Here is a 23,955-nt window from a genome sequence, read left to right as displayed (position 1 = left end):
AGTAAGTGGGCGCAAATAATCATCATTGGCTCGTAGTTGCGCTTTAGCGCTAAAGCGCAACTACGAGCCAAATACAGAGATTTTACTTTTCGTTATATAGTTTGCTTTTATCTTGCCTACCTACTTAGTAGGTTGGGTTGAGCGACAACAAAATTAAATATAAAGGATTTATAAAGTATAAAAGCATGGGTAAAAATTTAACTCCTATAAAGAGGGTTTTTTCAAGTCCGCCAGGGCAGGCTTAATTTTTATAGCCTGACAATTCAGGTCATGTGGAAAAGCTAACGATTAACCTAACCCCCTTCCCGTGTCGGGAAGGGGAAAATTAAAAGTCTCTCTCCTAAAAGTAAGAGAGAAATAGAAGTGAGATTTTTCAGATGACCTAAATTGTCAGTGCAGAGGATGGGAACAAGGAATACTAATAATATGAAAAATATTTGTAATGGTGAATACAAGCTGATTTGTTACATTCCAGTTTGAAGGATATTTATTGCCTGAAACTATAGAAAGAGTGAACATATTATTTGTAAAATGACAAAACCTTAAGTTTAAATTTATAATGTTAAATTTTCTCTGGTGTAAATTAGAAAAAGGAAATTATTAATATTCTTTTAAAATTCATCGAAGAGGTTGACTGGTATTATGTTATATTAAAATTTAATTGCTGCTATAAATACAATAATGTATTTAAAGAAGGTCTAATAATTTACTATATAAATCCGGCAGCAAGCCCTACTTAATCGTAATTTTAGAACCGTGCAAATTCATCCTGAGTCCGAACTTCAGCAGAGCCGCGATCGCCGTGAACAGGGTTTGCAAAATTTGCTCGATCGGCTTGTTAAAACAATGCAGCGCGATGAGTTAGTGCGGCAAACAACCAATCAACTCAGAGAATCGCTTCAGGTTGATCGGGTAGTGTTGTATTATTTTTACAGCCAGTGGCAAGGACAGGTGACTTTTGAATCTTTGAGTTCTAAAGAATTATCAATACTTGGTTCCACTGGGCCAGATGATTGTTTTAACAACGAGTATGCTGCTTTATACTTAGCAGGACGGGTAAAGGCGATCGCTGATATTGAATTAGAGCCAATCGAGCCTTGTCACCGAGATTTTCTGGGCAATTTGCAGGTTCGCGCCAACTTGGTTGTCCCAATTCTCATACCTAGAGGATTATGGGGATTGCTAGTAGCACATCACTGTCAAGGGCCTCATTATTGGTCGGCATCAGATATAGAAATGATGCAAACAGGCGCACAAACTCTAGCAACAGATCGTAATATTTTGGAGAGTTAAAAAAGGCCTTAATCAAAAGGGCGGTTAGAAACCGCGTCTACACAAGCAAAACCCACCTCCGTGGGTTGAAAACCTGGAATTTGATTTTTATCATAAGGAGAAAAAACTATGAAATTTGCTTACACAGTTATTTGGGTAGACGATGTAGTTAAGACCGTTGAGTTTTACGAAAAAGCCTTTGGTCTAGTTCGTCGCGCTCTCGTGGAGAAGGGGCAATCTATCTGGGCAGAAATCGAAACCGGAAACACCACATTAGCATTCTCCTCTAGTAGCGAAGCACAGAAGTTATTTCCTGGTGGCTGCCATCCCAACGACGCTACACAACCACCAGCATTAATTCAGATATCATTTATTACTCCTGATGTTGGCAGCGCTTACATGAGAGCGATCGGAGCAGGTGCAAAAACACTAGATGCCCCTAAAAGCCAGCCTGGGGGACAGACTATTGCTCGTGTCCGCGATCCTAATGGCGTGCTGGTGTCGTTGGTAAGTGGCTAATAGCGATCGCTATTTTGAAGCACATTTGGTGAGCGCCCAATTTTCTTACTTTGGTTTATTCTAGGGATAGGAAAACAGCACTGCCTAGATATTAAAATGCTACTTATCCCTACTGTTGCCCCAATTCCACTTGTAAGTGATGCAAATGGCGTTGTTCGCATCAGCAAAACTCGCGTTACTTTAGATACAGTTGTTACAGCTTTCCTTGAACGGGCTACAGCAGAAGAGATCAGAGAACAGTACCCATCGCTTCATCTTTGGGATATCTATTTTGTGATTGATTATTACTTACGACACCAAGCCGAGGTTGATACCTACCTTTTAGAGCGTCAAAGACTTGCTACCGAGGTTCAAGAGGAAGCTGAAAAGCGTTTTAACCCCATTGGGGTGCGCGATCGCCTATTAGCAAGACGCAACCCCCAAGGATAAATTGCGATGCTGCGTTTCTTGGCTGACGAGAACTTTAATAATCAAATTGTCCGTGGTGTTCGGCATGGGAAGGACAAGTCAGGTTCTTGCCTTTGCATTAACTATTGAAGGCGATTAATTGGTGTAGGCCGTCGCAGACATCACGATCGCCTTAATGAAAATCAATACATAATTTTCTTACACAGTAAAGCTTTTTCTCAATATTTAACTGCTGTCCGTGGGTTGAAGTCCCCCGGTTCAAAAATCGGCAAGTAATGCGATTGGGGTTAAATCCCCATTACAAAACAAAATTTACGAATTACGAATTACGAATTATTTAATCGATCTCAAATTTTATGAATTCCAATCCTTTGCTGTGTGCAGCGATCGCTCATCACATTACCACTACTCCCCAGCAACGAATTACTTTTGCCCAATTCATGGATATGGTATTATACCACCCTGAACACGGCTACTATTCCAGCGATGCAGTCAAAATAGGTTTTCAAGGTGGTGATTTTTTCACTTCTCCCAACCTCTGTGCTGACTTTGGCGAGTTACTCGCAGAACAATTTTTCCAAATGTGGGAGATTTTAGGAAAACCTGTACCCTTTTCTCTGGTAGAAATGGGAGCAGGTCAAGGATTGCTAGCTTTGCATATCCTCAACTATCATCAGCTACGCTACCCAGATTTTTTTACCGCCCTGGAATATATAATTGTTGAAAAATCCCCAACTTTAAGAGAAGAACAGCAGCAACGCTTGCAAGATTTCCCGGTGCGTTGGTGCAATTTAGAGGAGATACCACCAAATGCGATCGCAGGTTGCTTTTTTTCTAATGAATTAGTAGATGCGTTCCCTGTCCATCAATTCATCCTAGAAACAGGCGAACTCCAAGAAATTTATGTAACAACATCAAACCTAACCCCCCAACCCCCTGCGGTTGAGTCTTCCTCCCCTCCCCTCATCGGGGAGGGGTTGGGGGAGAGGTCAAATTTTGCATTTGTAGAAGTCACAGGAGAACCTTCAACCCCCCAACTGGCCCAATATTTAGACTTAGTGGAAATGGACTTGACGCAAAGTGCATATCCAGATGGCTACCGTAGTGAAATTAATTTAGCTGCTCTAGACTGGTTGAGTATAGTAGCAGACCGCTTGCAGCGCGGCTATGTGTTAACAATTGATTATGGCTACCCCGCCAATCGTTACTATAATCCCAGGCGATCGCAAGGAACGCTACAGTGTTATTATCAGCATCGTTTCCATGACAACCCTTATATCAATATTGGGCGACAAGATATCACAGCCCATGTTGACTTTACGGCTTTGGAACGCTGGGGCGAAAAGTCCAATTTAAAGAATATTGGTTTTATCCAGCAGGGATTATTTTTGATGGCGTTGGGGTTAGGCGATCGGATTACAGCCCTGTACGATCAACAGCAACCCCTCTCACAGTTACTACAGCGCCGGGACTCACTACACCAGCTTATAGATCCTACAGGACTCGGCGGCTTTGGAGTCTTAATTCAGACCAAAGGTCTAGACAATACAGAAATTTCTCAACCACTACTCGGATTGACACTGCCAGACTAAAAGTGAATTTTAAAAGTTAAAACTCTATTTAAGAATGCAGTATCAGTCTTATTTAGACTAGGATAACAGTGATTACTCTAAACTTAAACACAATAAAAAAGTAATAATTATGTCCACTCATGACCTGTTAATGCTAGTAACCTTACTTACTCCAGGGATTTTACTTTCAGTGATAATTATGGCGACTTTTGCGGCTGGTGGTTGATTATCACATGACCGGATTTTAGATTTTAAATTTTGGATTGAAGATTCAAACCTGAAAAAGTTCTAAACGCGAACAGCGTCTCCAAGAGTTACCCCTGAATTTATACTCGTTCCGCGAGCAGCAAGCTACGTGGAATAAATCTAAAATTAAATGACAGAGCCAGTAACTTGATTGCTGGAGTCAATCTAAAATCTAAAATCCCAAATCCAAAATTGTTTGATGCTGTACCAAAGGAACGTAAAAAATGAAGGTGGCATTTCTGGGAACTGGACTGATGGGACTACCAATGGCTCAAAGGTTATTAGCCGCAGATATACAGCTAGTTGCCTACAATCGCACCCCAGAAAAATTAGCACCCCTACAAGCAGCTGGGGCTGAAATTGTTACACATCCCCGCCACGCGATTCGTGCTGCTGAGTGCATAATCCTCATGCTGACTAATGCCCCGGCCATTTATAATGTGTTGCTTTCAGACACTGCTTGGCAAACTCTGGAAGGGCGGACAATCATCCAAATGGGAACAATTACTCCTACAGAAAGCCAGGAAATTAGAGATGCGGTTGTTGCTGGTGGTGGTGAGTATTTAGAAGCACCTGTATTAGGGAGTATCCCGGAAGCACAAGCTGGCAAGTTGAGTGTTATGGTAGGGGCCGAGCCAGAACAATATCAACGTCACTTGAAGTTACTCCAAAATTTTGGGACAGAACCTTTACTTATTGGGCCAGTGGGATCTGCGGCGGCGCTCAAATTGGCACTCAATCAGCTAATAGCTTCTCTAACAACTAGCTTTGCTTTGAGTCTGGCTTTTATCCAACGTCAGGGTGTCGATGTGGATGTGTTTATGCAAATATTGCGCGACAGTCCACTCTACGCAGCTACCTTTGATAAAAAGCTACAACGAATGTTGGATGGCAATTATGCTAATCCGAATTTCCCCACAAAACACTTGCTCAAAGATACAGAATTATTTATCTCGGAAGCGAAATCTCGGAGTTTGGATCTCAGCAGTATTAAAGGTGTTCGGCAAATCTTGCAAACAGCTGTGAAAATGTCATTTGCTGATGATGATTACTCATCACTATTTTCTGTAATAAAAGAATGGGGAGAAGCGATCGGGGAATAAATTTTTGTAGGGGCAATTCATGAATTGCCCCTACTTTGAGAATGCTGAATTAAAAGGTTTTAATCTTTAATAACGATATTACTGCCCATTAGTAGTAGTTGATTGAGGAAATGGTAGAGATTCAGGCTGAGGCTGAGTCTGAGGCTGAGGCTGAGGTTCTGGTTGAGGATTGAGAGATTCCTGCCAAGCCCTAATTTGCTCTTGCGCCGAACTATAAGCAGCACTACCGCGTGGAATCGATTTGGCGATATCGATCCCTCTAGGAATATCAGACTGACCTTGAGAGCGTGCTATTTCTAACAATTGCTGACTCCACTGGTCAATAGCCTGATTCGCATCCATACGTAAGATGCTATTATTTGAAACCCGATCTGCCAGCCGTATTGCCTCAACTAAGGCTTCTGGCGTGCCAGCTGCGCCCACTTCCTGGGCTTTTTTCCAGTTTTCTGTGGTGCGGATTTGTCCTTCCCAGTCATTTATCGCAGCTTGTGCTTCTTTAGAAAGCGCCCTTCCCGACGAGGCAATTTGTTGAGCTGCGCTAATGGCGGCGGTGAGATTTCCACTCTGAGCCAGTTCTTGTGCTTGATCTAAGTAGGGTTGGTCTTGAATTCGCTGAATCTTTCCTACCCAAGTGCGAATTCTTTTTTGGGCTTCTGGATATAATGCACGACCTCTACGAATTTCGCTGGCCTGGGCGATCGCATTTTGCAAAGAGTTGATATCATCAAATACTGCTATCTGATCGGCGCGTTCTAAATAAGGTTGGTCTTCAATTGTCTCTACTTGGGCTTGCCAGCGACCCATTTCTTGCCTAGCTTCTGTGCCTCTAGGGTTACTAGCAGGGATTAATTGCGCTTGGGCGATCGCTGCTGTTAAATTCGGGACTGTTCCCTGGCTAGCCAATATTCTCGCTTTTTCTAGATTGGCAACATCTTCAATTTCCAATTGCCAACGAGCAATCAGTTGTTGTGCTTCGTTATACACTGGTCTGGAAGGATCGATTTGTTGTGCTTCGGCGATCGCTGCCTCTAAACCAGAAACGTTACCTATCCAAGCACTCCTTTTCGCGTCAGCTATGGCGATAAAGTCATTTGTTTCGCTTTGTAGTTTCGCACTCTCTGGAATTTGTCTAGCAATATTCAGTGCTTCATCTGCATCCTGCTTGTCTAGTTTTGCTTGTGCCAATTCCAGCATTTTGCGTCCAAATGCCGGAATCGCTTCCTGAGCTTTTTGGTAAATGTAACTTTCTTGCCCAATGGACTCGGCTAACTTGATAGCTTCTAATAGATTATCAACAACTTTGCTGTTTGCTAAACTTTCGGCTTTTCCTAACTTATCGCCATCTTCCCGGGCTGTGGCAATTAGACGATTCAATTGGTCGTATTTAGTACTCGCCCAGTATTGATTATCTACGCGCAGCATTTTGGCGGATAACATAAATGCCGATTGCCAGTTCCGTTCCTTAACTTGGTCGATCGCACCGTTGTATGTGGCTTCTGCTTTTGCCCAAATTGACTGCCATTTGTCAATTTGCTGATCGACTAATTTATAAGCAGCCATATCTTTGGGTATTTTCCGAGCAGTTGCGATCGCTTCATCTAAATTACCTGTTTGGAAACTTTCATCAGCTAGCTTCAAAATATCCCGCGACCATTCTTCGATGAAACGATCAATTTCTTCATGTAACGGGTGATTTGATGGTAATTGCTTCACCAGAGCGATCGCTTGCAATAAGTCGTTCACTGTCTGTTTAGAAGCCGCCAACTGAGCGCAGTGTAGCCGCACCGAAGCACTAGCTAGCGGCCAGAAAATCGAGGGGCAATTAGGGGCAGAGGGCAACTTTAGCAGCATTGCCATTGCTAAGAATCCTACACTGCCAGGAATCAACATTATTAGTACCAGCCACGTCCAGCTTTTCATCCAGCGTGGCCATTTCCCAGAAGTACTACTGAGTTGGGCAGTTTCTTTTGAATTACTATTTATAGGTAATCCTTCCGTATGGTTTTTTTTTCGCCGCTTCACTGACTTGGAGGTAGAACCAGTAGCTGGGGAATCAAATGGCTCAGTTTCACCGAATTTTTCTGTTCGGGATAATCTTTTGTTTTGATCTGGCTCTCTTCCACTGGCACTTGACCAACTGTCTGGAATATCCCGCTCTGTCATCTCTCACACCAAAATAATTGAATAGCGCTCTGTTTTAGATCGATAATTCCATTGTTGACATAGTAACTTTCTCATGATTAAAAAGCTACTTTTTTGAATCTCTCTCTCAACAGAATACCATTAGCAAGATAAAAAATCAGTGCTAGTTTATACGTTATCCTAAAACAGTAGATTCAGCTTGCAAATCGGCAATTAGTTGAGCTAACTGATCGCTACTTGCCTGATAAACATTGCCGCAAAATTCGCAAGTTGCTTCAGCACCATCATCTTTAGCAATCATATCTTGCAGTTCAGCTTCTCCCAAAATCTTCAATGCTCCTAAAACGCGATCGAAAGAACAACCACAGTGGAAGCGCAGCATTTGCCGTTCGGGAAAGATTACCAGCCCCATGTCTCCCAACAAGTCGTTAAAGATTTCAGGTAAAGTCTTACCAGCTTGCAACAATGGCGTAAATCCTGCTAAACTTGCAACCCGTGATTCCAACGTTTCTACTAAAGCTTCGTCTCTAGCAGCTTTGGGCAATATTTGTACCAGTAAGCCTCCAGCAGCCGTTACTCCACCTGCTCCCACAAACACACCTAAAACTAAAGCCGAAGGTGTTTGTTCAGAATTCACCAGATAATGAGCCACATCATCGCCAATTTCGCCAGAAACTAGTTCAACGGTACTAGAATATGGGTAACCGTAACCAATATCCCGGACAACGTAGAGGTAGCCGTCACCCACTGCACCACCAACATCTAGTTTACCTTTAGCATTGGGAGGCAATTCCACAGATGGATTCCCCACATACCCGCGTACTGTACCATCTAAGCCTGCATCTACTAATATGCCACCCAAAGGCCCATCGCCTTTCACCCGGACATTGACCCTTGACCCAGTTCGCTTCATACTAGAAGCCATTAACAAGCCCGCTGCCATCGTTCGACCTAGTGCTGCCGTTGCCACATAAGAAAGCTTGTGACGCCCCCGTGCTTCTTCTGTTAAACGTGTGGTGATCACACCTACGGCACGAATTCCACCTTCGGCTGCTGTTGCACGAATTAACTGATCCGCCATGAATAACCTTACATTTCTTAACAAGTTCACTTTTTCTATTCTAAGTTCTCTGCTGCAAGAAAAGTGACCCTGCAATAATCAGTGATTCTATTTGCAATATTAGAAATAGCGATATCTCACCTTTAGGTAATCCTATAAAAATGCTGGGTAATTTTCAACAAAGCCAATTGCGGATCGAAATCGAAGCACCAACAGATGCAATTCGTGACAGTCTGCTGCATCCGGTGCAACTAGAAAAATGGCTCTTAGGGCAACGCTTTGCGCCAGGAATGCCAGAAGAACTCCTTCCAGGATTTCAGTTTACGACCTGGACTGGGCCAGTTGCGATTCATCATCAAGTAGATGTTGTAAAATCCAACTGTCTCCGCTTGGTACTTAGCGGAGGCATTGACGGGTTCCACGAATGGTACTGGGGAGAAGGTTGGGTACAGTCCCGCTTGGAAGGAATTTCACTTTTGCCTTTAAATTTGGGTCAAACTTTGAGTTTGTTGAGCTTGCGTCAGTTTTTGGCAACTCAAAGGCGTTGATTTGAGTCGATGTGAAGGAATTGGGGATTGCTTATTCTTTGCGTCCCCAGTTCCCAGTTTAGGAATTTGAATTAAATAACATCCAAATACAATACTGCTCGGTTAAGGAAAAATAGGGACTAAAATAAAGAAGATTATGTTCTCGTGTCTACCAGTAATACTCACAAAACAAGACGAGATCATCAATAAAGCCGAACTTTTGCAACAGGCGATCGCCACTTTATAATTAAGACGCGAACATAATTTCTCTGTTTTCACCCTCTGTTTTCTTTAACCAAGCAGTATTGGGGTTGGGGGGATCTCCTGGGCAAGATATCACTAACCGAACCGTATTGGGGTGCGATCGCTTTCTCTAAGTAGTCCAATCAAAAATCTGAATATCTGTAATACATTCATAAGCATAATTATTTTATATCTTTGCAGTGCGTTTACAAGCCCATGATCAAACCCCCCGATGTCAGCACCAAAAACATAACCCCTCTCCGCCACCGGAAAGGGGTTAATAACTGCCGAAACTCAGCAATCTCTAATAAGCGTCCTGCAACTCATAAAAATCAGGCGAGATGTAATCTTTCCGTAAAGGCCAACCCACCCAATCTTCCGGCATCAAAATCCGCTTGAGATTTGGGTGTCCTTCGTAGATAATGCCCAACATATCGTAAGACTCACGCTCTTGCCAATCTGCGGTTTTCCAAATCCAGTACACAGAAGGGACTACAGGATTTTCGCGTGGTAAGAACACTTTAACTCGAACTTCTTCGGGGCGATCGCTATTATCACCGACTTTAGTCAAGTGATACACACTTACCAATTCTTGTCCTGGCCCAAGGTCAACACCGCCTTGAAACTGGAGATAATTAAACCCGTAGGCATAAAGGGCTGTAGCGGTAGGAAGCAAGAAATCTGCCGCCACCTTAATTATCTCTACACCATTCTTATCCGGTGCTAAAAACTCATGGTCAAAGCCATTTTCCGTTAACCACTGAGAAATTTTACCCGCTTGTACCAATGCCTCTTCTTTAGCTGCTGGTACTGGAATAGATTCTTCTTCTTCAGCCACGGGTTTGTTCCTCCTTTTGCGCCTTTTCTTTCAGCAGTGCAGGTGGTATTGGCATACCGATTGCTTCCGTCAATTCCTTCGGTGGTGCAGAGCGAGTTTCTGACTGCAAATACTTACCAGTTAAGATTTCATCTACTGGCTTCAGGTTATGAGTCGTGCTGTAGTAGCGGTGAGTTTGCTTAATTTTATACCGCTCTTGCATCGATTCATTGGAGATTTTCTTTCGCAGCTTAATAATTGCGTCGATAATTGCTTCTGGACGGGGAGGACAACCAGGCAAATACACATCCACAGGAATCAGTTTATCGACTCCGCGCACTGCTGTAGGAGAATCAACGCTGAACATCCCGCCAGTAATTGTGCAAGCACCCATCGCAATTACATACTTTGGCTCTGGCATTTGTTCATAAAGACGCACCAGTTGGGGGGCCATCTTCATCGTAATAGTCCCTGCCGTAATAATTAAATCGGCTTGGCGGGGGCTAGAACGGGGAATTAGCCCAAAACGGTCAAAGTCAAATCGGGAACCAATTAAAGCTGCAAACTCAATAAAGCAGCAAGCAGTACCAAATAACAACGGCCACAGACTAGAAAGCCGCGCCCAGTCGTAGAGGTCATCAACCGTCGTCAAAATGACGTTTTCTGAAAGGTCTTGAGTGATTGTAGTCCGCTCAATGGGATTGATGATTCGTTCTTTGTCCTGGGTTGTTATGTTAGAATTCAAGACCATTCCAAAGCTCCTTTACGCCATGCGTAAACTAAGGCGACTACAAGAATTGCAATAAAGACTAGTGCTTCAATAAATGCTAATAGCCCCAAACGGTGGAAAGCTACCGCCCAAGGATACAAGAATACAGTCTCCACATCAAAGACGACGAAGACCAAAGCAAACATGTAGTAGCGGATGTTGAACTGAATCCAGGCTCCCCCGATGGGTTCCATGCCAGATTCATAGGTGGTGTGCCGTTCTGGGCTGTAACCACTGGGTCGTAGGAGCTTGGAAGCTGAGAGCGCTAAGGCAGGTACTAGGCTACAGATGATGAAGAAGCCTAGAAGGTACTCGTAACCGCTGAGGACAAACACAATGAGTATCTACCGCTTATGGAGTATTTTAAGTAGGGAGTGGGGAGATGAGAGAGCAGGGGGAGATGAGGGAGCAGGGGGAGAAGAATTAATAACCAGTCACCAATGCCCAATGCCCAATGCCCAATGCCCAATACCCAATACCCAATCCCTTGAATTACGTTACTTTCTTTTACATTATATATGTTTGGTTTTTCTCAAATCTGGGAAACAGATACACTTCAAGTATTTAATTCGCTTTTGATAGTGATAGAAAAGCCTAACAATTATGTCATAATTTTTAACGTATATTTAAGATTTCTCCTCTGCGAGGCCCTAGCCATGAGCGAACCAGCTATTGAGACTCCGGTGTTAGACCGCTACGAGTGTCGAGCCTGCGGTTATGTTTACGAACCTGAAAAGGGAGACGACAAGGATGATATTCCTTCAGGGACAACCTTTGCGGAACTGCCTATAAATTGGCGCTGTCCAGTTTGTGCTGCTAAGAAAACCGCTTTTGCGAACATCGGACCTCTGGGTACTGCATCCGGCTTCAAAGAAAATCTCGGTTACGGTTTGGGTGTTAATAACCTAACGCCAACCCAAAAAAATATCCTAATTTTTGGTGCTTTGGCTCTTGGCTTCTTGTTTTTTATCAGTCTCTACGGCTTGCAATGACAGCCGTTATCTCAGAAACAGGGAGTAGCAATTAAAGAAAGAGATTTTCGTTATTGATTGTGTGATTATAATTACACAATTATATTTTTTTGCCTATTCCCTAGAGGATTTAATTAAGCTAAGAAATGCTCACTTTTGCTCACATTGATTAACAGTGTATTCTCTGATAAAATATCAGAGATTCAGGTGAAAATGCGTAACTCAAGCAACCTATATACTGTTAAGTTGCGTCTGAGGTGTTACAGCAAGTAATCGAAAATATGTTGCTTCTCAAAGCAAGAATCACGCTATAAGCAAACAAGCAAGAGTGCATAAAGCTTGTTTTTATGCATCGATTGATACACTTTGGTTGAGATTGATCTGCTCAACTTATGTATTTGTTAGCAAATGTTAGCAAAAAAGTATCAGTAAACCTTTTAGAGAACAGCTACAGAAATTTAGAAACAAGTTAAGAAATACTAATGCATTCAATTGTGAAAGGTTGGCAACGAATAGCTACCTTGTTGATAGTAGTCCTCATCTGTATAGGTTGTAGCAAAATTCCCTCTGTTAGCTACAATCCTTGGAAAGTCATTTCTGTGCCAACAGACTCGAATCTCCTGGATATTGCATTTACTAATAACCCTGAGCATGGCTACTTAGTAGGTAGCAATGCCACCCTATTGGAAAGCAATGACGGTGGTAATACCTGGAAACCAATAACACTGCAACTGGATGAGCAAAAGTATCGCTTTGACTCAGTAAGTTTTGCAGGTAAAGAAGGCTGGATTGCCGGAGAGCCTGGACTGTTGCTGCACACTACTGATGAAGGTGCTTCTTGGTCGCGTATTCCCTTGAGCGAAAAGCTACCAGGTAGCCCGATCGCAGTTAAGGCACTGACAAAAAATACAGCTGAGATGGCTACTGATGTAGGAGCCATATATAAGACCACAGACGGCGGCAAAAACTGGAAAGCCCAGGTGGAATCAGCAGTCGGTGTGGTGCGTAACTTAGAACGTTCTCCTGATGGTAAATATGTTGCGGTTTCCGCGAAGGGTAGTTTCTACTCGACTTGGGAACCGGGACAAGATGCTTGGGTACCCCATAACCGTAATAGTTCTCGTCGGGTAGAAAACATGGGTTTTGCTGACAATGGGCAATTGTGGTTGCTAGCCAGGGGAGGTCAAATTCAGTTTAGTGACCCAACTAAACCTGACGAGTGGCAAAAGGCAAAATATCCAGAGTTATCCACCAGTTGGGGTTTACTGGATTTGGCATATCGCACACCCGATGAAATTTGGATAGGTGGCGGTAGCGGTAATTTGCTACGGAGTCCCGATGGTGGCAAAACCTGGGAAAAAGATCGTGCAGTAGAAGAAGTTGCTGCTAATTTGTACAAGATTGTGTTCTTAGAGCCAGAACGGGGATTTATAATTGGCGATCGCGGCGTTTTGCTCAAATATCTACCAAACCCGGAAGCAAGTTCTTCAGAAGCCGCTTAGTGGGGACTAGGGACTGGGGACTAGGTAAGAGTTTTGCCAATCCCCAATACCTAATTTCTGAGAAGAACTTTGCAACTTGTAACTCTTTCTTAACTTTGTAGGATAATAAACTCAATAACACTCTATGTATAAGGTAGGGATCTAAATGTCAGGTACCACTGGAGAACGTCCGTTTTCGGACATCATTACTAGCGTTCGTTACTGGGTAATTCACAGCATCACCATCCCAGCATTGTTTATTGCGGGTTGGCTATTTGTGCAAACCGGGCTGGCTTATGATGCTTTTGGCACACCTCGTCCCGACGAGTATTTCACAGCAGCCCGCCAAGAAGTGCCAATTGTGAAGAACCGTTTTGAAGCTAAAAAACAAGTTGAACAATTTATAGGAAAGTAGTTTGAGATCATGACTAGCGGCAATAACATCAATCAACCAGTTACCTATCCAATTTTTACCGTTAGATGGCTGGCAGTTCACACATTAGGTGTACCAACTGTATTCTTTTTAGGCGCGATCGCCGCAATGCAATTTATTCATCGTTAGGAGTAATTATGGTAGAAAGATCGCCCAATCCCAATAATCAACCGGTTGAACTAAACCGGACTTCGCTATACCTGGGACTACTACTAGTTTTCGTTCTGGGGATTCTGTTTTCTAGTTACTTCTTTAACTAACTGGAAGTACTGTTGTTAATCTTTGTTTATTTAACCTGTGTTGATTAGTTGTTAAGGGAGGAGAGAAGCTGTGTCTGGAAGTGGGAGAATTCCCCTGTGGGTCGTCGCTACGATCGCAGGTTTAGGTATAATTACAGTCTTGGGCATCTTCTTTTATGGTGCCTACGCCGGACTCGGTTCTTCGATTTAACATAACTTAGTTTGAACCGAACACTAATTTTCTAGCATTTGTTGAGAAATCAACGTTAAAAAAACCGCCTGTCTCCATAAGATAGGCGGTATTAATTTTGGTCAATAGTCTAGAAACATATCCGACTTGATAAGTAAGTAGGCGTAATTAAATATAAGAGCAAACCTCACCCTCAATCCCTCTCCAAAATATCGGAGAGGGAAGCCGAAGGCAGGGTGAGGTTTTATATTTAATTTGACCCCCTTACTTAGCAATACAGTTCGGATAAGATCCCCCCGCATGTGGCGACTCCCGATCAATTGGGGGTAGAAGAAAATAGCCTCCCTTTTAAAGGGGAGTCACTGCAATCTTGGAGTCTTCCAAAATGGAGCAACTGGCCTGGTTTGGGAGGATCTTGGCAGGGTAAACAAGCTAACGACCTGTATTGGAATTGATAGCACTCGCTTGTGCAAAAACTTGACTAATGACTAGATTAGCCAATATCGTCTCTTTCAATGTATAAAAATAGAAACGCGAAGGTGACGGTTGGCAAAACCCAACCAATGATCGGAACTAAGATAGAAGGCAAAAAGGAAGCTGCCATAGTAAAGGTTCCTGTTAAATAACACTACAATTCAAAATGAGCTTACTGCAAATTATGCCAATATTTTTGAAATTCTAAAGATTTTTAACACAGAGGCGATCAGGAAGAGGATCGCGCTCTCTTCGGTGTGTGCGTAGCTTGCCGCCCCTAAACCTCTTAATCTAAAATTTTTATGAGTGAATTTAGTGACAGTTATCACCTCTTAGCCTCAAATATAAAAGATGCCAATTCTTTAATTCGGCAGTCCGAGCGTTATGGAATGGTTATTCCCAGTTCAGGGAAATACATTCCTTTTATCGTGGAGGGACTAAAAGAGGCGGGTGGGCCGATTGATCGGCTTGTTCAGCACAATACTCAACTTCTGATTCACTATGCGTATGCTGGAGACTACGGTTGTTGGGTCAAATTCTTCGACAAAGATATAGAATTGGCTTGCCTCTGCTATCAAGCAGGAGATAATCTGTTGTTCAAAAAACTTGCAGTACCTTTAAATAATTTGGTTAGTCGAGCAATCATCAATGAATCTACTGCGTCTAGTTTGCAAGACCTAGCAACCGATTTAGTTGTTGAAGAAATCGGGTCTAAAATTGCGGGAGTCTTAGGTTTACAGCACGTTTCCTGGTTAAGCTGTACTGATTTAACCTACCAGAGCAAAAAAAACCTTCAGAAACGATTTTCAGGTGCTAAGTTCGTCAATGTTTCTAAACGAGGTCAGATTGAAACTCCTGCACAGTGTATCCCAAATGAATGGTGTTCAGAACCAGACCAGCCATCATTTATGTACCTTCCTGTGCCAAGTCTGTTACTGACAGTGGAACAAGAAGCTATGGTCAATCGGCATTTTGAATATTGGACTAAATTTGGTGACTATGATAATGAGACCCAACAAGGGTTTTGGATGTACGAACTCTACCGGATGTATCTGCCATCACGATATCGATATCTCTGTGACCGACTGATGAACTTGTTGTATACACAGCCTACCAAACTTTTGGAGATTCTTCGTGCAATCATTAAGCTGATAGACACAGACTTAAACTGGGAAGAATATCTTCGTGGTTTCTAAAACTGAATTTATTGGATAGGTCGAAAGTATAATAACTTAGCCCCATCCGCTTCTAGCTGTTCCTGCTAAGTAAGTAAACGAGAATAAATCAAAATAAATTAGGTAATGTAAAAAATATTGAAATTAGTTTGTAGTGAGGACTTTAGTCCTCACTACGAACCTTTAATTATTTACGCCGCTCTACTTGGGTGATGCACTAATGCATACCTTGACCCTACCACTGACTAAGATGGAGCCAATTGTCTGTGTCTGTTTTATCACTTATTGCCGACCACATTTTTTCAGCATTGAATTCTCGATCTGACCCAGATGGTTGAAAGTACAACAGTCGCGCCCCGTCTGCTTCTAGCTGCTGTGGGACGGCGTATGCTTTGTAAGGCAGACTATACAGGTGCCAGTAGTCCCGGTAGTGGAGCCGACCGAGCAGAGCCAGCCCTAATGCTTCATCCTGAATTTCAAAACTGCTTTTGCACAACTTTTCCCATTCAGATTCTGCTTTCTCTCCAGCCTCCCCGGACTGTCGCATCAGTGGTATTAATTCTTCCTGTCTTCTTTTTCTTTCCTCGTAGTTAATGCGGATTCTCGCTACTGCCTGTAGTTCCTCTGGCACATTAAGTAGAAAGAAATCTAATCCACCTGTTCGCTCAGTCACTAGTTCATCGTAAAACTTCATTTTTTCTATGTCATAGCAGTCCACATCACCAGAGGCGAAAGTCCGCCCAGAAGCATCCGATTCCAGTAGTGCTCCCCAAGTGCGATCGTACACCATGTAATGAAAAGCATCGCAACCAGTCTGCATTGCTAGAGACGATAGCCTGGGACGAATGGTATCTCTGGCTCTTCGGCAGAGTAGCTCAGATGGCTCTGTCTGGACAATTGTCCATCCCTGATTGCCAACAAACAAGCCAATAACCCACAAGTAAGGCGTTATTTTCCAAGGAAGGCTGAACAGTGTTTTCATAACTGGCAAAGAGTTTTGGGGCAGAGGTGGCTTAGGAATGCGGCGACAACCTTCCTGTTCAAAGATGCGAGTTAAAGTCTGCTCAATTAAATCTAGATTATCTGACCAAACGCAGGTATTGCAATTCGAGTATCTAAGAACCATAAAGCTCCCCAAGTGAAGTTTTTGAAGTCCCAGCTTTTATAAGCTTTATGTTCCAATGATTTTGATACATCTAAATAGCGATCGCATCGGGAGCATCCCGTCAGCTGCAAAAACCTTGATAGCCCTCATCATCCCCCAACCCCGAATCCGAAATGATGGGATTCGGCGAACTAGAATTATGTCTCCCCTCTCCCATTTTTGGGAGAGGGGCTGGGGGTGAGGGAAAAGATTTAAGCACCGCATCTTTTCCAAAACCTCCCCATACCACCTCACATATTCAGAAGTTCATCTAGCTGCAAGTTTGGCAAGTCTGGAGGAATCACAGTTCGTACTATTGTGACTTTGTGACTCTCCTGTTGGGTTGTCAAATCAAGTGCGATCGCTTCTAAGCGAATTTCTAAACACCCAAAGGGAATATTTAATTGCGTCATCACTTCCAATCCTCCCAAGCCGTTAGGTAGTAAATTTGTCAATAAATGCGGCCCCTCTAGTAACCAGCGAGTTTGATAATCTTCAAGCCATAACTTGACACCAACTTGGGGAGGTACTTCAGGCAGTACTACGCGCACTATGATAAACTTGCCAGCGATTAATTCGCCGTCTGGTACATGCAGTTCTGGAATTGGCAAAGGCTCAATGGCTGCCGCATTTATGGGTGGGGAAGAGGATAAACCTAACGGTGGTTGCTTCTCTTCTTCAAAAGAATAATTCTTTGTCCCGTTGACTTCCAGTTCACTATATGTATCATCTACAACGATTTCTTGCGCCAACCAAGCTGACGCTATATTCATTTTTATGGGAGGAGGGGGGGGCGGTAGTTCTGTTACCACCATTGAGAGGATTGATTCAGATACTTCTACTACTGGATCTTCCCCTATTTCTAGATCGGCTTCCTTTGCTGTATCTGCGTCTTCTTCAAAGTTGCCAAGCTCAAAAGCCGATTGAACTTCTTCCCGTGTCCCTGTGTCAGCATCCAGGTTTAAGGGCAAGTTGACATCAACATTGGCAGTTTCAGCACTAAGAGAAAGCTGAGTCTGCTGGGCTGGAACATAGCTATCGTGGTCTTCAGGTTCGAGTTCATCGATGGATTCAGGCAAAGAGTATCCTTGGCTGTGCATCCACTTTCTGAGCAGGGGAGATGAGTAAAGGTTACCTGTTGTAATGAATTGTGCATTTGGCTGGGCTTCTACCTCAGCAACAGATTCTTCTGGAAATTGTGCATTTGGCTGGACTTCTACTTCAGCAACAGATTCTTCTGGAATTTGTGCATCATCTACTAATAATTCCAGTGTATTTTCATCAGCTACAGTTGTATCCAACTGCGGTAAGTCTTCATCTGCTGGAACTTTCGCATCTGGAGCATTGTTTTTTACTTCTTCTGTATCATCTGGCAGAGCTTGTACCCGTTTCAAGTACGGTAAAGTAGTGTCGAGTATTGGCATTCGACGTTGTTTGATAATCAACTGCTCTAAGTTGATCGCAACCATAATAGTAGTATCCTTTTCCAGAAGTTCCTCTTCTATAGGCGGTTCTACAACAACATCTGTGGAAGTGTTGGTATGGGTTTGAATAGGGGGCAGTTTCGGCAATTGAGGCGAAGTGGCTGAATTTTTTAAGTTAGATGTCCGCAGAGTGGTTTCTCGCAGAAGTTGTAAATTAATTTGCCGTGGTAAAGGTGTATTTGGGGATGGATTGAGTATCTGAGACTGGGCTGGTTTTGGAATCTTAACCAGATTGAATAGTTTCAAATCTATCCTCACAGCCGCCTCCGGCTCCGTGATAGTACCAGACGAGTCGGATGGTGCTATGAGTCCATTTAAGGATCTACTAGGTGTTGCTGCGGCTGTAATTGCCAGTAATTCTGTTACATCTGCTGTAATGGTGAAAGACTCGCTGGCTAACCGGATGACTTGATCAACATCGGCGAATCGACCAGACAAAGTGATATCTGCCAAAATTAACTTAGATTCAAAATCAGCAGGAATATCAATTGAGGTATTGATGCTGAAAGGCAACTCCTGATCTGGTAAGGGTTGCCGTACCTGGGTCAAGATTTTTGAGTTTTTGGGCGATCGCAGTTCAATTCCTAGTTCAAGCGCCCGCACGTTTTTGGAGAATAATCTTTCAGCCCGATCCAGATTTATCTTTTCTTTGAGTTCTACATGCCCATTGATTGTAAGAGATTGTCCCCAACGAGCAATGTAACTATCCCGATCTAAAGTTAGCAGTAATGGAAGCGGTGGTTGTGTTACTAGAGAATCTATAACCTTTTGATCATTGAGCAGGGCTTCAGAATTGGGTAAAGCTAAATCTATTAAATTTTGTAAAATCTGCTCTGCCGTCTCACCTTTGAGCCACACAGAACTCACAGGCTGATCAATATCTTTTTCTGTTTTATCTAGCACAACAGTGGTATTAGGGTTGCTGTCTGTAGCAATTACCTGTTCTGTAGCGATCGCTTGCTCTAGCGTAATTTCGGGTTCGTGTAAAGCAGTGTCTTCTAAGTTCTCTTCATCTGGCACCACAATAGTAACGGGGTTACTGTCTGTAGCAATTACCTGTTCTGTTGCGATCGCTTGCTCTAGGATAATTTCGGGTTCGTGTAAAGCAGTGTCTTCTAAGTTCTCTTCATCTGGCACCACAATAGTAACGGGGTTATCGTCTGGAGCAATTAGCAGTTCTGCCAAGACTGCGATCGCTTGCTCTAGGGTAATTTCGGGTTCATGTAAAGCAGTGTCTTCTAAGTTCCCTTCATCTGGCACAACAATAGTAACAGGGTTAATGTCTGTAGCAATTCCCTGTTCTATAGCGATCGCTTGTATCGGCGCAATTGCAGGTTCTGCTGGAGCTAGAGATTTCAAATTTTGAAAAACAGTATCTGGCCCGAGTGAATTTAATTCTACATTCTCCCCCTGCAACGCCAGCCTCCTCTGCTTCCCCTCTACTTCCTGGCACAATACTTGAAGTTGGACACCGTAGTGCCAAGATTTACCGAGTAAGTCCGACATTAAATCGCTGATACAGCGCAACTCCCAAACTCCCGGATGGAAGTAGGTAAAGGGAATTAGCGCCATTAAGCCTTCTGAATTAGTGCGACGCGATCGCTTGAAAATTCGCCGCTTTGGTAGAACTTCCTGGGTTGAAGAGTGAGTTACCCGCACTTCCACGTCTGTATTAGGAAGGTTAGAACGAGCCAAAACTCTATACTCCCCTTCCAAAATTTCCAAATTTGGCGATTTTAGGATATGCCATGAGCGATCGCCTTGTTTCTGTATCAGAAATTGCCAGTGTTCCATTGTGAGTGATGCCCAGACCGACGAGCCGCCCAATTATATTGTGTATTAACTTGCTTGCAAGTTTACCCCAGTATTTTGTAAATGCATCCTTTAAATGGCTATCTAGTTAACTCAACTTAGTGCCAACTTTTTTTGTATGATTTTTTACCACAATGTCCATCTATCATAGACACAACATACAATAAATTTAAGATTCACTTGAGAATTTTTATTAAATTGTGATTGCCCAGATTTTTGGTACAAAGAGTTAGGATGTCGCTCTTAAGTGTCTTCTGCCTTCGCTTGCTCAACACTTAAGAGCGCAGCACGCGTCCAACCTACAAAGCAGCGTTTCTTTGAACCACTACAAAGCGTATCCTCACCTGAGTGAAATGTGGGTAACAATGAGGATTTACAGGAGGGATTCGATGCTAGTCATTTTAATGGACGAGCAAATCCTTGCCCCTGAGCAAGTTTGCCAGTCTTGTTTACTCGCTGACAGGAGCGGTCAACCCCGTTGGCGTGGAGGTCAATTGCGCTGTGGTCAAGCCATCGGCAAACTCACTCAACAGCAGGCAGACCAGTATGAGTGTGTAATGGGTTTTCGCATCGCCCATATAGAATAGTTGAATTTGCCAGCAAGACCAAGCAACTGCGTTATCCTAAGCTCAAGTAACTATTAAAATTTAACCACAGGAGAACGCATAATGTCTTGGCGCGGGTCTACAACAGTTTCAGATCGAATTTTTGCTACCTTGCCTTATTTGCTGCCCCTAGTTGATGGTTTAGTCTTCGGCAGCTTTTTGTTGAGTCAGTTTCCAGCCCTAGCAGTTGTGTTTTTACCACTGCAACCAGTGCTAATAATTTACGGTAGTTTAGGACAATTTGGACAAATAATTGTGTTCTTTGCCTTGTTACTATTAGTGGTGAGAAATGAAAAAATCAGTCACTTCATTCGTTTCAACACAATGCAAGCGATTCTTTTGGACATAATTATATTTTTGTGTTCTATACTGGTGCGAGTTTTAGGACAGGTTCCTGGTACTGGCTTTGCAATAGAAACAGTAGCTAACACCATCTTTCTAGGCGTTATAGCAGCAGTTGGATATTCCGCCATCCAGTCTCTACTAGGACGTTATGCGGAAATTCCGGCGATTTCCGATGCAGTGTACATGCAGGTGCGTTAGAAGTTAACGGAGCGCTACGGTGTTTTCCAGGCGACCAATACCTTCAATTTCGACGCGGACGCGATCGCCTGGATACAATGGATTTACACCCTCCGGCGTGCCTGTAAGCACCAAATCACCAGGTAGTAGCGTCATAACCTGACTGATATAAGAAACTAGAAAATCGGGAGAAAAAACCATTTGATCGATACACGCAGATTGAACAGGATTGGCTTTGTCATTCACAAAAGTCTGCAATCTCGCTCCTGGATTTAATTCCCGCACGATCCAAGGCCCCAAAGGACAGAAAGTATCAAAACCTTTGGCTCGTGTCCATTGACCATCCTTTTTTTGTAAATCCCGCGCTGTTACGTCATTGGCGATGGTGTAGCCCCAAATTTTGGTTTGGGCTACCTCTGGCGTACATTCAAAGGCGTAATCACCAATAACTAATGCTAACTCTCCTTCGTAATCAACTCTTTGTGACTGGGGAGGATACTTAATTTCCCTCTCAGATGGAATGATCGAGGTAGGTGGCTTGAGAAAAATTAGTGGCTCAGAAGGTACTGAAGTTCCCATTTCGGCTGCATGATCTGCATAATTCTTACCCACCGCCACAATTTTTGAGGGAGCGCAGGGAGCCAGAATTTGGTAATTTTCTGGTGTTAAAGTTAAATCAGTGGGTTGTCCTTGCAACCAGGGCGGAGCATCTAACACCTGCACATTCAGGGACAGTTGTAGTATCCCATAGTAAATCTGTCCTTCTTGATTTTGAATTCGCACATAGCGTTGCGCCATAACCTTAATGAATATCCTTTTATCTGCTTTTTTGTTGCTGTGAGCGGGTAGCAATCATCAGTTAGCTTTTTAGCGAACCGATTGAGCCTTGAGCCTGAAAGCGATCGCTCGTTATAAGATATGTCCCAATCCGGTTCTGTTAATTTTCATTAGGGACATCCAAAAAATTCAAATTTCGGCGATTTGACTAATGATTCAAATTTAAAACTGGTAAGATTATAGTTCCTTGTTGCTTCAGATGTTGATTAATACCGGCATTTTGAATTAAATTAGGTATAAATTATCATCAGCAGCCCATTCTGTCCATAAGGAGACTGAAAATATGACTACAAGTTACGAAACAATGTACATCCTGCGTCCTGACCTGGGAGACGAACAGGTAGAGCAAGCAATTACTAAATATCAGAATTTGCTTCGGGACCAAGGCGCAGAGGATATGCAAATTCAAAATCGTGGTAAGCGTCGTCTTGCTTATGAAATCAAAAAACACCGCGATGGCATCTATATTCAGTTAAACTACACTGCGCCTGCAACTGCGATCGCCCCCTTTGAACGCGCCATGCGTTTGAGTGAAGAAGTGATTCGCTATTTGACAGTTAAGCAGGAACCCGGAGAGGAAAAACCTCCTAAAGAGGAAAAAGAAAAACCCACTAAAGTGGCAGCAACGGTCTAAGGAGTAGGGAGGAAATGAGGGAGATGAGGGAGATGAGGGAGAAATAATTAATGCCCTACTCGCTACTTCCCACTGTCAACTCCCTAATACTCCATCCCATTCGATAAAATTTTGTTTTTTCTTTTTTCGTTACTTGCTTGGGAATGCTAAATTAACAAATACTTGCCAAAGGTAGTACACCCGCAGTTATACCTAAGAGTGGACAAGATTCTGAATGGGAGCTGTAAGCTACTGTGAGCCAATCTGATACACCCAATGTTCAAGTTCTCTCTACGGAAGTATCGCAGCTACGCCAAGAGTTGCAACTTCGTGATTCGTTAGTGCAACAACTATCTCAAGAACTCTTCCGGCTGGTAAAGGGTAACACTAGTTTTATGCCCCAGCAGCAGCCGGATCTTGAGCGCGATCTGACCCAGTTACAGGCTTTGCAAGAACAACTCCAAGCTGTAGAGCAGCAGGTGGCGTTCTATCAAGAGCAAATTGCAACTCGTGACTCCGAAATTTACCAATTGCGACAGTCAGTTCAAGAACTCACCGATCGCACCCGCATGTTGGAGCAAGTAGTACAAGAGTTGCCTCAAATTTACCGCCGGAAGTTTGAAGAACGGATGACACCAGTCAGAGAAAAGGTAGCAATGCTACAACGGGAAAACCGTCAACTACAAGCAGAACTGCAAAGTGTGAGTTACCGTTTAGCACTCAAGACTCGCAATGCTAGCCATAGTGGCATTGATTTGCCAAATTTTCCCCGCCCAGCATCCGAAGAAACTAACATTTCAACTCCCCAGAACGCCTAAAGTTACCATTATGGCAAAATTGAACAGGTAAGAAATTGCCGCGACAAAGTATCTTGGAGATATCCAATTAGTCTCGCAAGGCGGAAGTCAGCCCCTTTGGGTAAGTCACGCATTCAAAAATTTACTAAGCCCATACTTCGACTCCCTTCCGTGGGGGACGGACTCGCGTTCGACTACGCTCAGGGCAAGTCGCTCAGTAACCATAAATAAATTTAGTGGTTTGAGTCAAGTGACGTAGTATTTCACAGCATGTGGTGTTACTACATACATATTTTTTATTTTCGATAAATAAATTTATTTGCTCTGTACGTTTTTTTTATGGTGAAAAATCCAAACTTACGCATAATCGTATTCCAAGCTTCTTACGCCATGCTGTACTAGTAACTAAGTGGGCGCAAATAATCATCACTGGCTCGTAGTTGCGCTTTAGCGCTAAAGCGCAACTACGAGCCAAATACAGAGATTTTACTTTTCGTTACA

Annotated in this window: 26 protein-coding genes; 17 read left to right on the top strand and 9 right to left on the bottom strand. The window is 43.2% G+C overall.

Annotated features, from left to right (window positions below):
* Nucleotides 1–756 precede the first annotated feature (756 nt).
* The 5 genes from V7K73_RS26080 (at nt 757) to V7K73_RS26060 (ending at nt 5,119) form a co-directional block, all read left to right on the top strand.
* Nucleotides 757–1,293 carry a GAF domain-containing protein gene (locus V7K73_RS26080; RefSeq protein WP_334884406.1) on the top strand — a complete coding sequence of 179 codons (537 nt, stop codon included), beginning with the start codon at nt 757–759 and terminating at the stop codon, nt 1,291–1,293.
* Nucleotides 1,294–1,401: 108 nt separating this feature from the next.
* Nucleotides 1,402–1,791 carry a VOC family protein gene (locus V7K73_RS26075; RefSeq protein ID WP_334884404.1) on the top strand — a complete coding sequence of 130 codons (390 nt, stop codon included), beginning with the start codon at nt 1,402–1,404 and terminating at the stop codon, nt 1,789–1,791.
* 96 nt (nt 1,792–1,887) lie between these two features.
* A complete protein-coding gene (locus V7K73_RS26070; RefSeq protein ID WP_334884402.1) occupies nt 1,888–2,220 on the top strand; it encodes a DUF433 domain-containing protein in 333 nt (110 codons plus the stop codon).
* 335 nt (nt 2,221–2,555) lie between these two features.
* A complete protein-coding gene (locus V7K73_RS26065) occupies nt 2,556–3,791 on the top strand; it encodes a class I SAM-dependent methyltransferase (RefSeq protein ID WP_334884401.1) in 1,236 nt (411 codons plus the stop codon).
* A 449-nt stretch (nt 3,792–4,240) separates the two neighbouring features.
* On the top strand, nt 4,241–5,119 hold the full coding sequence (locus tag V7K73_RS26060) for an NAD(P)-dependent oxidoreductase (RefSeq protein WP_334884399.1): 879 nt from the start codon (nt 4,241–4,243) through the stop codon (nt 5,117–5,119).
* Nucleotides 5,120–5,197: 78 nt separating this feature from the next.
* Here V7K73_RS26060 and V7K73_RS26055 read toward each other — a convergent pair whose 3' ends face one another.
* Nucleotides 5,198–7,282 carry a chromosome segregation ATPase gene (locus V7K73_RS26055; RefSeq protein ID WP_334884397.1) on the bottom strand — a complete coding sequence of 695 codons (2,085 nt, stop codon included), beginning with the start codon at nt 7,280–7,282 and terminating at the stop codon, nt 5,198–5,200.
* A gap of 154 nt (nt 7,283–7,436) precedes the next feature.
* On the bottom strand, nt 7,437–8,342 hold the full coding sequence (gene hslO, locus V7K73_RS26050) for an Hsp33 family molecular chaperone HslO (protein ID WP_334884395.1): 906 nt from the start codon (nt 8,340–8,342) through the stop codon (nt 7,437–7,439).
* Between the two features lie 140 nt (nt 8,343–8,482).
* On the opposite strand from hslO, the gene V7K73_RS26045 reads away from it, so the two are divergent.
* A complete protein-coding gene (locus tag V7K73_RS26045; protein ID WP_334884393.1) occupies nt 8,483–8,869 on the top strand; it encodes a hypothetical protein in 387 nt (128 codons plus the stop codon).
* 526 nt (nt 8,870–9,395) lie between these two features.
* Here the strand turns inward: V7K73_RS26045 and V7K73_RS26040 are convergent.
* The 3 genes from V7K73_RS26040 to ndhC are packed head-to-tail and all read right to left on the bottom strand — an operon-like array spanning nt 9,396 to nt 11,012.
* The gene (locus V7K73_RS26040) at nt 9,396–9,929 is read right to left on the bottom strand and encodes an NAD(P)H-quinone oxidoreductase subunit J (protein WP_334884391.1); all 534 of its coding nucleotides are present in this window, start codon (nt 9,927–9,929) and stop codon (nt 9,396–9,398) included.
* A complete protein-coding gene (gene ndhK, locus V7K73_RS26035) occupies nt 9,922–10,659 on the bottom strand; it encodes a photosynthetic/respiratory NAD(P)H-quinone oxidoreductase subunit K (RefSeq protein ID WP_334884389.1) in 738 nt (245 codons plus the stop codon). The genes V7K73_RS26040 and ndhK overlap by 8 nt, the downstream gene beginning before the upstream one ends.
* Complete coding sequence (ndhC, locus tag V7K73_RS26030) at nt 10,650–11,012, bottom strand: photosynthetic/respiratory NAD(P)H-quinone oxidoreductase subunit C (RefSeq protein WP_196526961.1); 363 nt, start codon at nt 11,010–11,012, stop codon at nt 10,650–10,652. The genes ndhK and ndhC overlap by 10 nt, the downstream gene beginning before the upstream one ends.
* A 321-nt stretch (nt 11,013–11,333) precedes the next feature.
* On the opposite strand from ndhC, the gene V7K73_RS26025 reads away from it, so the two are divergent.
* From V7K73_RS26025 to V7K73_RS26000, 6 genes are all read left to right on the top strand, one after another.
* Nucleotides 11,334–11,669, top strand: a complete 336-nt coding sequence (locus V7K73_RS26025) for a rubredoxin (protein WP_334884387.1) — start codon at nt 11,334–11,336, stop codon at nt 11,667–11,669.
* 461 nt (nt 11,670–12,130) lie between these two features.
* Complete coding sequence (locus V7K73_RS26020; RefSeq protein ID WP_334884385.1) at nt 12,131–13,150, top strand: photosynthesis system II assembly factor Ycf48; 1,020 nt, start codon at nt 12,131–12,133, stop codon at nt 13,148–13,150.
* A gap of 145 nt (nt 13,151–13,295) precedes the next feature.
* Entirely contained in the window at nt 13,296–13,544 is a 249-nt protein-coding gene (gene psbE, locus V7K73_RS26015; protein WP_334884383.1) for a cytochrome b559 subunit alpha, read from the top strand.
* A 9-nt stretch (nt 13,545–13,553) separates the two neighbouring features.
* Nucleotides 13,554–13,691: a cytochrome b559 subunit beta gene (psbF, locus tag V7K73_RS26010; RefSeq protein WP_012411801.1), complete on the top strand. Its 138-nt coding sequence runs from the start codon at nt 13,554–13,556 to the stop codon at nt 13,689–13,691.
* A gap of 8 nt (nt 13,692–13,699) precedes the next feature.
* Nucleotides 13,700–13,822, top strand: a complete 123-nt coding sequence (locus tag V7K73_RS26005; protein WP_012411802.1) for a photosystem II reaction center protein L — start codon at nt 13,700–13,702, stop codon at nt 13,820–13,822.
* A gap of 70 nt (nt 13,823–13,892) precedes the next feature.
* Entirely contained in the window at nt 13,893–14,012 is a 120-nt protein-coding gene (locus V7K73_RS26000; protein ID WP_012411803.1) for a photosystem II reaction center protein J, read from the top strand.
* Nucleotides 14,013–14,484: 472 nt separating this feature from the next.
* Here V7K73_RS26000 and V7K73_RS25995 read toward each other — a convergent pair whose 3' ends face one another.
* Nucleotides 14,485–14,595, bottom strand: coding sequence for a photosystem I reaction center subunit VIII (locus V7K73_RS25995; RefSeq protein WP_196526956.1), 111 nt, complete (start codon nt 14,593–14,595; stop codon nt 14,485–14,487).
* Between the two features lie 172 nt (nt 14,596–14,767).
* On the opposite strand from V7K73_RS25995, the gene V7K73_RS25990 reads away from it, so the two are divergent.
* A complete protein-coding gene (locus V7K73_RS25990; protein ID WP_334884380.1) occupies nt 14,768–15,661 on the top strand; it encodes a hypothetical protein in 894 nt (297 codons plus the stop codon).
* A gap of 214 nt (nt 15,662–15,875) precedes the next feature.
* On the opposite strand, the gene V7K73_RS25985 is transcribed toward V7K73_RS25990, so the two are convergent.
* On the bottom strand, nt 15,876–16,766 hold the full coding sequence (locus V7K73_RS25985; protein WP_334884378.1) for a hypothetical protein: 891 nt from the start codon (nt 16,764–16,766) through the stop codon (nt 15,876–15,878).
* A 269-nt stretch (nt 16,767–17,035) separates the two neighbouring features.
* Nucleotides 17,036–20,062, bottom strand: a complete 3,027-nt coding sequence (locus tag V7K73_RS25980) for a hypothetical protein (RefSeq protein WP_334884376.1) — start codon at nt 20,060–20,062, stop codon at nt 17,036–17,038.
* A gap of 407 nt (nt 20,063–20,469) precedes the next feature.
* On the opposite strand from V7K73_RS25980, the gene V7K73_RS25975 reads away from it, so the two are divergent.
* Together V7K73_RS25975 and V7K73_RS25970 are read left to right on the top strand one after the other, a co-directional pair.
* On the top strand, nt 20,470–20,667 hold the full coding sequence (locus tag V7K73_RS25975) for a hypothetical protein (protein ID WP_334884374.1): 198 nt from the start codon (nt 20,470–20,472) through the stop codon (nt 20,665–20,667).
* A gap of 81 nt (nt 20,668–20,748) precedes the next feature.
* Nucleotides 20,749–21,228: a Tic20 family protein gene (locus tag V7K73_RS25970; RefSeq protein WP_334884372.1), complete on the top strand. Its 480-nt coding sequence runs from the start codon at nt 20,749–20,751 to the stop codon at nt 21,226–21,228.
* Between the two features lie 3 nt (nt 21,229–21,231).
* On the opposite strand, the gene V7K73_RS25965 is transcribed toward V7K73_RS25970, so the two are convergent.
* Nucleotides 21,232–22,005 (bottom strand): fumarylacetoacetate hydrolase family protein, encoded by a 774-nt coding sequence (locus tag V7K73_RS25965; protein ID WP_334884370.1) that lies wholly within the window; start codon nt 22,003–22,005, stop codon nt 21,232–21,234.
* Between the two features lie 322 nt (nt 22,006–22,327).
* Between V7K73_RS25965 and rpsF the strand changes: the two genes are divergently transcribed.
* Nucleotides 22,328–22,678 (top strand): 30S ribosomal protein S6, encoded by a 351-nt coding sequence (gene rpsF / locus V7K73_RS25960; RefSeq protein ID WP_334884368.1) that lies wholly within the window; start codon nt 22,328–22,330, stop codon nt 22,676–22,678.
* A 233-nt stretch (nt 22,679–22,911) separates the two neighbouring features.
* Nucleotides 22,912–23,475 carry an Npun_F5560 family protein gene (locus V7K73_RS25955; protein ID WP_334884367.1) on the top strand — a complete coding sequence of 188 codons (564 nt, stop codon included), beginning with the start codon at nt 22,912–22,914 and terminating at the stop codon, nt 23,473–23,475.
* The last annotated feature ends 480 nt before the right edge of the window (nt 23,476–23,955 follow it).

It is taken from the genome of Nostoc sp. (assembly GCF_036916975.1).
In the GTDB taxonomy this organism is placed as follows: Bacteria; Cyanobacteriota; Cyanobacteriia; order Cyanobacteriales; family Nostocaceae; genus Nostoc.
This window is presented reverse-complemented; position numbering and strand designations above follow the sequence as displayed.